Source organism: Microbacterium sp. (assembly GCF_039812165.1).
Classification (GTDB): Bacteria; Actinomycetota; Actinomycetes; order Actinomycetales; family Microbacteriaceae; genus Microbacterium.
Genome location: NZ_JBDIAB010000311.1, coordinates 1 through 2514 on the forward strand (window position 1 = coordinate 1; position 2514 = coordinate 2514).

The 2514-nt window shown below is 70.5% G+C and carries 2 protein-coding genes; both read left to right on the forward strand.

Features of this window, described 5'->3' with window-relative positions; translation table 11 throughout:
* The first annotated feature begins 250 nt into the window (after positions 1 to 250).
* Complete coding sequence (locus tag WML84_RS14775) at positions 251 to 1249, forward strand: iron-siderophore ABC transporter substrate-binding protein (RefSeq protein WP_347346894.1); 999 nt, start codon at positions 251 to 253, stop codon at positions 1247 to 1249.
* Positions 1250 to 1347: 98 nt separating this feature from the next.
* On the forward strand, positions 1348 to 2139 hold the full coding sequence (locus WML84_RS14780) for a hypothetical protein (protein WP_347346895.1): 792 nt from the start codon (positions 1348 to 1350) through the stop codon (positions 2137 to 2139).
* Positions 2140 to 2514: the final 375 nt, after the last annotated feature.

The following is a 2514-nucleotide window of genomic DNA, read 5'->3' on the forward strand; positions in this document are numbered from 1 at the left end:
ATGTGTCCGATCCGTGCGCAACCGGACGGGGCCGGTCTCGCGCGCAATCGTGTCCCATCAAAGGCTCCATCGTGCTGCGACCCCCTCAATAGGGGGTTGACGTGCGGTCCAGCCTTCGTTAGGGCACGATTCCGCGCGCAGACATGACCGGAACACACCCCGCACTTGCCATTCTCTCAAGGTATGCCTACCCTAAATCACATCAGGTGTGTTGCCCTCCGCCCGAAACCCTCCCGACCGAAAGATGCCGATGACCTCTCGTGCCCGTCTGGCTGCGATCGTCCTGATCGCGGCGGCCGCGTTCGGCGCGGCGGCGTGCACACCCGCGCCCGCCGGAGAGACCGGGTCGACCGCCGGCGAGACGCGCGTGGTCGTCGACGTCGAGGGCACCGAGGTCGAGGTCCCCGCACAGCCCGAGCGCGTCGTCACGCTGTCGGAGCCGACGCTCGACGGCGTGCTCGCCCTCGGCGTGCAGCCGATCGGCACCGTCACCGGACGCGGCCAGCAGACGGTGCCGAACTACCTCGCCGACCGGGCATCCGACCTGCCGATCCTCGGCGGCGTCGCGCAGCCGAACTTCGAGGCGATCGGCGCCGCGAAGCCCGACCTGATCCTGGTCGACGGCACGAGCATCAACAACAACCCGCCCGTGGTCGAGGCGCTCCGCAAGATCGCCCCGGTCGTCTACACGGGCTACGCCGGGGGAGACTGGCGCGACAACTTCCGGCTCGTCGCGGACGCGCTGAACCTGGCCGACGAGGGCGAGCGGGTGATCGCCGACTACGACGCGCACGTCGACGAGGTCAAGGCCTCGCTCGCGGACTACGGCGACGACACGTTCTCGATCGTGCGCTGGCAGGGCAACTCCGCGGCGCTGATCCTGAAGGAGCTGCTGCCGGGGCGCGCCCTGACCGACCTGGGGCTCCAGCGCCCCGCCAACCAGGACGTCAACGGGCGCGGCCACTCCGAGCCGGTCTCGCTGGAGAACCTGCAGGACATCGACGCCGACTGGATCTTCTTCGGCACGCTCGGCGGCTCGAGCGTCTCGAACCCGAACGCCGGGGGCACCACCGACCTCGAGGGCGCCGGGCTCGCACTCGCCGAGGCCGAGAAGGTGCCCGGCTTCACCGAGCTCTCGGCGTTCAAGAACGGCCGCATCATCCTCGTCGACGGCTCGGCCTGGACCTCGACCGGCGGCCCGATCCTCATGAACAGACTCGTCGACGACGTCGAGAAGGCACTCGGATGACACCCGAACACCGAATGAGAACTCCCCTCGGTAGCGGCCGAGGGGAGTCCACGCCCCGGAGTGCTCCGGGGGTCACTCAAGGTAACGGAGAGTAACCAATGAACAGTACTGCAACGGCCGAGCCTCGGGCTCACCGTTCGTTCCGAGCGCGCGCCACCGCGCTGATCGTCGCGACCATCGCGGCCGCGGGGATCACGCTGGGCGGAGCGGTGCCGGCCTTCGCGGCGGCCGACGTCACCAATCCGACGTCCGACTACACCGTGCAGAAGGGCGGTCTGTGGACCTTCGTCGCGACCGGGTTCAACGCGAACAAGACCGTGACGATCAAGCTCGACGGCACGACGACGCTCACCGAGGGCATCGGCACGCGCACCACCGATGGAAGCGGCAACCTGACCGGAACGACGAGAGTCAAGATCCCGGCCGGCACGTCGACCGGCGCCCACACGCTCGTGTTCACCGACAACGGGTCGCCTGCGGCGAGCAAGACCGTGAACATCTCGGTGCAGGCCGCACCGGCCGCGACGGTCACCGTCGCCGCGACGGGGACGAGGGGCAACTCGTTCTCGATCAGCGGCAGCGGGTGGTCCCACCCCACGCTCGCGTCGGGATCGCGCATCGCGATCAAGATCGACGAGGGCGCCTACTCGCGCGTGAGCGGCATCCTCAACGGCAACGCGACGATCTGGGCGATCGTCGACGCCGACGTGGACGGCAACTTCAGCACCACGATCACGCTGCCGTCCGGCGCGACCTCGGGAACGCACGGCTCCTCGCCCGCCTTCCCGACCGGCAGCCACTCGCTGCGGTTCCTGAGCGGTTCGCTGCACCCCGGCGGCGGAGACCAGCCGCGCACCGTGCTCTCGAGCACCTTCAACGTCACGAGCTGACGCAAGACCCGGAGGCGGTGGGCCGCACCGCCTCCGGGCACCCCGAACCTTCGCACCCGACCCGAACTCCCGACTGGACCAGACATGCGACTCCCACAGCTCCGAACCCGCCGATCGCCACGGTCACGAGGCCTGCGCCCCACTCTCGCCGCGGCGCTGGTCGCGACGCTCGTGCTGGGCGGGGCGGGCGGGGCGTACGCCGCGGTGGTGGAGCCGTCCCCGACGCCGACGGAGACCGTCCAGCCGGAGGCCTCACCGAGCCCGACCGAGGCACCGGTCGAGCCCGCGCCGGAGCCGGAGGCGCCGAGCACGGAGCCGAGCGCGCCGGCGACGCCGTCCGACCCGCCAGTCGTCCCGCAGCCCCCGGCCGCGCCG